We start from the raw sequence: 6,720 nt of genomic DNA on the forward strand, positions 1-6,720 counted from the left end.
GGGAAACCTGAAGCGCTTCTGAAGATCATCAGGGGAGGGACCGGGACAGGTAGGGTCCCGTGACACTGCCCTCGGCCCGCGCGACCGCGGCCGGCGGCCCCGCCGCGACGATCCGGCCGCCCCGGTCCCCACCGCCCGGCCCCAGGTCGATCACCCAGTCCGCGCCCGCCACGACCGCCATGTCGTGCTCGACCACCACGACCGTGTGCCCGGCGTCCACCAGCCCGTGCAACTGCCGCATCAGTACCTCCACATCGGCCGGATGCAGTCCCGTCGTCGGCTCGTCGAGGAGGTAGAGGGTGTGCCCGCGCCGGCCGCGCTGCAACTCGCTGGCCAGCTTGATCCGTTGGGCCTCGCCACCGGACAACTCCGTGGCCGGCTGCCCCAGTCGCAGATAGCCGAGGCCCACGTCGAGCAGAGTGCCCAGACTGCGGGCCACGGCCGGGGTGTCCGCGAAGAACTCCGCCGCGCTCTCCACGGTCAGGTCCAGCACCTGGGCGATGTTCCGGCCCCGGTACGGCACTTCGAGCGTCTCGGGGTTGTAGCGGGCCCCGCCGCAGTCCGGGCAGGGCGCGTAGGTGCTGGGCAGGAACAGCAGCTCCACACTGACGAAACCCTCGCCCTGACAGGTCTCGCAGCGCCCGCCGGCCACGTTGAAGGAGAACCGTCCCACACCGTAACCGCGTTCCCGCGCCTGGTCGGTGGCCGCGAACACCTTCCGTACGACGTCGAAAAGCCCGGTGTAGGTGGCCAGGTTGGAGCGCGGGGTGCGGCCGATCGGCTTCTGGTCGACGGAGACCAGCCGGCCGACCCCGTCGAGCTCCTCGGTGATCTCGCCGATCAGCGTCGACTTGCCCGAGCCGGAGACCCCGGTGACGGCGGTGAGGACCCCGAGCGGGAACTCGGCGGTGACTTCACACAGGTTGTGCCGGGTCACCGGGCCGACCTTCAACCAGCCCTCGGCGGAGCGGAGCCGACGTGCCGGAGCGGGCTCGGCCGTGAACAGATGGCGAGCGGTGGCGGACTCCGCGACCCCGGCCAGCTCCGCCACCGGCCCGCTGTGCAGCACCCGGCCGCCGTGCTCACCGGCGCCCGGACCCACGTCCACCAGCCAGTCGGCGCCGCGCACCACATCCAGGTGGTGCTCCACCACGAACACCGAGTTCCCGGCCGCCTTCAGCCGCTCCAGCACCGTGAGCAGCGCCTCGGTGTCCGCCGGGTGCAGCCCGGCCGACGGCTCGTCCAGGACGTAGACGACACCGAAGAGACCGGAGCGCAACTGCGTTGCCAGGCGCAGGCGTTGAAGCTCGCCCGCGGAGAGCGTGGGCGTCGCCCGGTCCAGGCTCAGATAGCCGAGGCCGAGCTCGACGGCCGGGGCGATACGGGAGGTGAGGTCCTCGGTGAGCACCCGTGCGGTTTCCGGCGAGGGGCCGCCGCCGAGCAGTCCGGCCAGCTCGGTCAGCGGCAGGGCTGCCAGATCGGCGATCGTACGGCCCCCGAAGGTCACGGCGAGGGCCTCGGGCCGCAGCCTGCTGCCCCCGCACACCGGACAGGGCGCACTGGTCAGGAACCGCTCGGCCTTCGCCCGCAGAGCCGGGCTCTTGGAGTCGGAGAAGGTCTTCATGACGTACCGGCGGGCGCTCATGTACGTGCCCTGGTACGGCCGTTGGATGCGGTCGGCGTCCCGGACGGGGTGCACGGTGACCACCGGCTGCTCGTCCGTGAAGAGGATCCACTCCCGCTCGTCGACGGGCAGTTCACGCCAGGGCCGGTCCACGTCGTGGCCCAGGGCGTCCAGGATGTCCCGCAGGTTCTTGCCCTGCCAGGCGCCCGGCCAGGCAGCGATCGCGCCGTCCCGGATCGACAGCGACGGGTCGGGGACCAGTGACTCCTCGGTCGTACGGTGCACCCGGCCCAGTCCGTGGCACTCGGGGCAGGCGCCCGCCGCCGTGTTCGGGGAGAACGCGTCGGAATCGAGCCGCTCGGCGCCCGGCGGGTAGTCCCCGGCACGCGAGAAGAGCATGCGCAGGGAGTTGGAGAGGTTGGTTATCGTCCCGACCGAGGAGCGGGAGGTGGGGGCCGAGCGGCGCTGTTGCAGCGAGACCGCCGGCGGCAGCCCGCTGATCCCACCTACCTTCGGCGCCCCCACCTGGTGGATCAGCCTGCGGGCGTACGGTGCGACCGACTCGAAGTAGCGCCGCTGGGCCTCGGCGTAGATCGTGCCGAACGCCAGGGACGACTTCCCCGAGCCGGACACACCGGTGAAGACGGCCAGCACGTCCCGGGGGATGTCCACGTCGACGCCCTTGAGGTTGTGCTCACGGGCGCCACGGACGCGGACGTACGGGTCGTGGGGGCTGTGCATCGGGGGGCTCCGTACGGGCGACTCGCCGGGCAGGGACAAACCCTGCGAGTCTAGCCAGCCGGCCCGTGGGGTTCGTCAGGGCTGCGGCGGGTTGTTCCGGTTCCGCTCCTGCTCGATGTAGTCGTCGGCCCTTTTCTGGCCCATGTCGACCTGGGACTGGTACTTGTTCCCGGTCCGTTGGTCGATCATGTCGCCGCCCTTTTCGACGCCCTGTTTGGCCTGGTCCTCGTGGCCCTTGAGCATCCCTTTGAGCTTGTCCAGCATGGACATGGCAGCCCTCCTCGCTGGTTGAGGCTTCCCCACCAGCGTCACCGGCCCGGGACCGGTCCGCATCTCGGCGGGTGTCCCCGTGCGGGCCCGGCGCGCCTGTGCGAGCTTGGAAGACGCGGAGTCCCGCCGACCGCAGAGCCGACCGCAGAAAGGCCCGGGCCCCATGAGCACTCCCGGTTTCGGATTCGGACGCAGTCCCTTCGAGGAGTTCGACGAACTGATGTCCCGCTTCTTCGGCGGGTCCGGACCGGGCACACCGACCCGCCGCCCGCAGCGCGTCGACATCGGCAGCCTGCTGTCCGAACGGGCACGAGAGCTGGTTGCCGAGGCCCGTGACCTCGCCGCCGTCGAGGGCGGCGAGGAACTGGACGCCAGGCATCTGCTGGCCGCGGCCACCACGCACGACTCCACCCGGCGGTTGCTCACCGAGGCGGGCGCGGACCCCGACCAGCTTCGCGAGCGGCTCACCGCCGGCCACGGCGGCGCCGAGAAGTCGGAGCCAACGACCCTCACCCCGGCCGCCAAGCGTGCCCTGCTGGACGCCTACCAGATCTCCCGCGCCGAGGGCGCCTCCTACATCGGCCCCGAGCACCTGCTGCGCGCGCTCGCCGCGAACCCGGAGTCGACGGCCGGACGGGCGCTCGGCGAGAGCGGCTGGGAGCCGACCCGGATGCCGGTCGAGGGCGCGGCGGAGCGGAAGAGGCCCAGCACCACGCCGACCATCGACGAGTACGGCCGTGATCTCACCGAGGATGCCCGGGCCGGGCGCCTGGACCCGGTGATCGGGCGGGACGAGGAGGTCGAGCAGACCATCGAGGTGCTCTCGCGGCGCAGCAAGAACAACCCGGTCCTGATCGGTGACCCTGGCGTCGGCAAGACCGCCATCGTCGAGGGGATCGCGCAGCGGGTCGTCGCCGGGGACGTGCCCAAGACCCTCGAAGGCAAGCGGCTGGTCTCCCTGGACCTGGCCGGGATGGTGGCCGGCACCAAGTACCGGGGCGAGTTCGAGGAGCGGCTGAAGAAACTCCTCGACGAGGTCCGTGAGCACAGCGACCGACTGGTGCTGTTCCTGGACGAGCTGCACACCGTCGTCGGAGCCGGCGGGGGCGGCGACGGGTCCCTCGACGCGGGCAACATGCTCAAACCCGCCCTCGCCCGAGGCGAGTTGCACCTGATCGGCGCGACCACCGTCGACGAGTACCGCAAGCACATCGAGAAGGACGCGGCCCTGGAACGCCGGTTCGCGCCCATCCTGGTCGGTGAGCCCACCGTCGACGACACCATCGAGATCCTGCGCGGACTGCGCGACCGCTACGAGGCCCACCACCAGGTCCGTATCACCGACGAGGCCCTCGTCGCGGCGGCCGAGCTGTCCGACCGGTACATCACCGCCCGCTTCCTGCCCGACAAGGCGATCGACCTGATGGACCAGGCCGCCGCCCGGGTCCGGCTGCGCTCCAAGACCCCGGCCACCGACACCCGGGACATCGAGGACCGGATCGCCGCCCTGAACCGGGAGAAGGACCAGGCCGTCGCCGACGAGGAGTACGAGCGCGCCAAGGAACTCCGCGACCGGATCCAGGAGGCCGAGGCCGAGCTGGAACAGGCGGGCACGGCCGAGGAACACGCGCCCAAGGTCACCGCCGAGGACATCGCCCAGGTCGTCTCCCGCACCACCGGCATCCCGGTCGCCGAGCTTACCGAGGAGGAGCGGGAGCGGCTGATGAAGCTGGAAGAGCACCTCCACGAGCGGGTCGTCGGCCAGGACGAGGCGATCACCGCCGTCGCCCGCGCGGTCCGCCGCGCCCGCGCCGGCATGAGCGACCCCAACCGTCCGGTCGGCAGCTTCCTCTTCCTGGGCCCGACCGGTGTCGGCAAGACCGAGCTGGCCCGCGCCCTGGCCGCCGCCCTCTTCGGGGATGAGGGCCGCATGATCCGTCTCGACATGAGCGAGTTCCAGGAGCGCCACACGGTCTCCCGGCTGGTCGGCGCCCCGCCCGGATACGTCGGCCACGAGGAGGCCGGCCAGCTCACCGAGGCGGTGCGCAGGCAGCCGTACGCGGTGCTGCTCCTCGACGAGGTGGAGAAGGCGCACCCGGACGTCTTCAACACCCTGCTCCAGCTGCTGGACGACGGCCGACTCACCGACGCCCAGGGCCGGACCGTCGACTTCAAGAACACCGTCGTCATCATGACGTCGAACATCGGCGCCGACCGCATCCTGGCCGCCGGCACCGAGGACTACGCCAAGATCCGCGAAGCGGTGATGCCGGCCCTGCAGCAGCACTTCCGGCCGGAGTTCCTCAACCGCGTCGACGAGATCATCGTCTTCCGCGGCCTGGACCGCACCCAACTGCGCCAGATCGTCGACCTGTTGCTGGAGCACACCCGGCGCCGGCTGCATGCCCAGAACGTCAGCCTCGAAGTCACCGACGAGGCCGCGGGGTTGCTCGCGAACCTCGGTCACCAACCCGACTTCGGCGCCCGTCCGCTGCGCCGCACCATCCAGCGCGAGGTCGACGACCGCCTCGCCGACCTGCTGCTGTCCGGCCAGCTCACGGCGGGCGACCGCGCGTTGGTGGACGCGGCCGACGGCGAGATCGTGATCCGCTCCGGCCAACCGGCCGAGGTCTGATCAGGGGTTCACGATCCCGGCCAGCCGCCGGTAGGAGTCCAGCAGGGCCGGGCGGTCATACGTACTGGTGGTGACGAGCACCTCGTCGGCGGCCGTCTCCTTCAGGACCGTCTCCAGCTCGTGCGCGACCTGGTCCTCGGTACCGGCGAGGTGCCCGGCGAGACCGAACTCGTAGAAGCCGCGCTCCTTCGCGGTCATCGTCCGGGTCTCCACGGCCTCGGCCGGGGGCAGCGGCGGGAAGGTGCCGTGGGTGCGGGAGTACGCCATCGACCAGGCCTCGGGGACGAGCAGCCGGCGGGCCGCCTCGGGGGTAGCGGCGACGGCGACGGTCCCGGAGATCACGACATAGGGCTCGGCCGCCCAGGGGGAGGGGCGGAAGCGGTCGCGGTAGTGGTCTATGCCGCGTCGCATCTTCTCCCGGTTGCGCAGATCGCCGATGACCATCGGCAGTCCGGCGCGGGCCGAGATGTCCGCGCCCTCGCCCATCGCCAGCACGAACGGCGGCACCCGCAGCCCCTCCGCCGGGCGGGCCCGCACCCCGGTCGGTGACGTGCCTTCGAACCAGCCGAGCAGCTCACCGAGTTGCGCCGCGAAGTCCTCGGCGTCGCCCATGTCGCGTCCCAGCGCCTTGCGGACCCCGCCGGTGAAACCCACCGACCGGCCGAGCCCCATGTCGATCCGCCCGGGGAACAGCGACTCCAGCACCCCGAACTGCTCGGCCACGACCAGGGGTTGGTGGTTCGGCAGCATGACACCACCGGTGCCGACCCGGATGGTGCGGGTCGCGGCGGCGACAGCGGCCGCCAGCACGGTCGGCGCCGAACCGGCGACCCCTGGCACCCCGTGATGCTCCGACACCCAGAACCGGTGATACCCGAGCGCCTCCACCTCGCGCGCCAGCGCCACGGTGTCCCGCAGCGCCGCACCGGGGGCGTGCCCCTCCCGGGTGCGCGAGCGGTCGAGGACGGAGAACCGGGTCCGGGCGATCAGCGCGTTCACACAGGGTTCAACACCGGGGCGGCCCCAGGATTCCCGCCGCCGGCCAGGCCCCGGGGTGCGGCCGACCGTGCTCGCAGGCGCGGTGCCGCGGGGCCAGGTGGCGGACGCCGTAGACCGTCATCGGGACGGGCGCCGGGGTGCTCGCCCCCCACTGGGTGCGGCGGTGGCGAGCAGTTGGCGGCCCGCCGTCGTTCCCGCTGCCCGGCGTGGCCGGGGCCGTGGTCACGGCCCGGGGCACCGCCGCTGCAGCCCCGGCGGACGGCGCCCCGGGCCGATGCCGGCGCCCCGACGAGGGCCTGTCTGACGATTCCCGTCGTCGCCCGGAGGGCGGCCTCGCGGTGTCAGGTGCGTGCTCCGGGGGTCCCCCCGGCCGGAGGCTGGGGGAGTTGCCGGGCGTAGGCCCTCGTACTGGACGTACTCGGGTCTGCGCCCGGTGCGGCGAGAGTGCGTG

Annotated in this window: 4 protein-coding genes; 1 reads left to right on the plus strand and 3 read right to left on the minus strand. The window is 72.2% G+C overall.

Going from position 1 to position 6,720, the window contains the following annotated elements; translation table 11 throughout:
* Positions 1-28 precede the first annotated feature (28 nt).
* Entirely contained in the window at positions 29-2,365 is a 2,337-nt protein-coding gene (locus ABTY98_RS15040) for an ATP-binding cassette domain-containing protein (protein ID WP_352221314.1), read from the minus strand.
* 75 nt (positions 2,366-2,440) lie between these two features.
* Entirely contained in the window at positions 2,441-2,635 is a 195-nt protein-coding gene (locus tag ABTY98_RS15045; protein WP_352221315.1) for an antitoxin, read from the minus strand.
* A 163-nt stretch (positions 2,636-2,798) separates the two neighbouring features.
* On the opposite strand from ABTY98_RS15045, the gene ABTY98_RS15050 reads away from it, so the two are divergent.
* Positions 2,799-5,270 carry an ATP-dependent Clp protease ATP-binding subunit gene (locus tag ABTY98_RS15050; protein WP_352221316.1) on the plus strand — a complete coding sequence of 824 codons (2,472 nt, stop codon included), beginning with the start codon at positions 2,799-2,801 and terminating at the stop codon, positions 5,268-5,270.
* Here ABTY98_RS15050 and ABTY98_RS15055 read toward each other — a convergent pair whose 3' ends face one another.
* Positions 5,271-6,269 (minus strand): LLM class flavin-dependent oxidoreductase, encoded by a 999-nt coding sequence (locus tag ABTY98_RS15055; protein ID WP_352221317.1) that lies wholly within the window; start codon positions 6,267-6,269, stop codon positions 5,271-5,273.
* Positions 6,270-6,720: the final 451 nt, after the last annotated feature.

Origin of the sequence: Streptomyces sp. NPDC096040 (assembly GCF_040303265.1) — a bacterium.
GTDB lineage: Bacteria > Actinomycetota > Actinomycetes > Streptomycetales > Streptomycetaceae > Streptomyces.

Bases quoted from the DNA above. Each gene is read 5' to 3' on its own strand.
- ABTY98_RS15040 (WP_352221314.1), bottom strand. From the start codon at position 2,365: ATGCACAGCCCCCACGACCCGTACGTCCGCGTCCGTGGCGCCCGTGAG.
- ABTY98_RS15045 (WP_352221315.1), bottom strand. From the start codon at position 2,635: ATGTCCATGCTGGACAAGCTCAAAGGGATGCTCAAGGGCCACGAGGAC.
- ABTY98_RS15050 (WP_352221316.1), top strand. From the start codon at position 2,799: ATGAGCACTCCCGGTTTCGGATTCGGACGCAGTCCCTTCGAGGAGTTC.